At 41.8% G+C, this 294-nt stretch carries 1 protein-coding gene; it reads right to left on the minus strand.

Going from position 1 to position 294, the window contains the following annotated elements; translation table 11 throughout:
- Window positions 1-294: SSURE domain-containing protein (locus HMPREF2780_RS07545; RefSeq protein WP_199774054.1), on the minus strand; the 294-nt coding region annotated here is incomplete at both ends.

Here is a 294-nt window from a genome sequence, read left to right on the forward strand (position 1 = left end):
CTGAGTCTTTGACTGCTTCTTTTGAAACAAGGCCGTTCAAGTTAACAGTTACATTTTTTGTAGCTACGAGATTGGTTAAATCTGCTTTTCCATCTTTAGCACCATAGACTTTAACAGTCGCTTGGTAAGCATATGTTCCATTAGTGCGAAGTTGGTCAAGAAGAGCTTGTCCATCTTTACCTGTAGTATTGCCGTTCAAATCCACTTCGTAGAAGTATTGACCCTTCGCTAAGCCTTCAAGCGGCAAGAGAGCAGGATTTTTAGCCGAACCATTATCTGACCATGGGGCTTTGT

Origin of the sequence: Streptococcus sp. HMSC062B01, assembly GCF_001811085.1 — a bacterium.
Taxonomy (GTDB): Bacteria; Bacillota; Bacilli; order Lactobacillales; family Streptococcaceae; genus Streptococcus; species Streptococcus gordonii.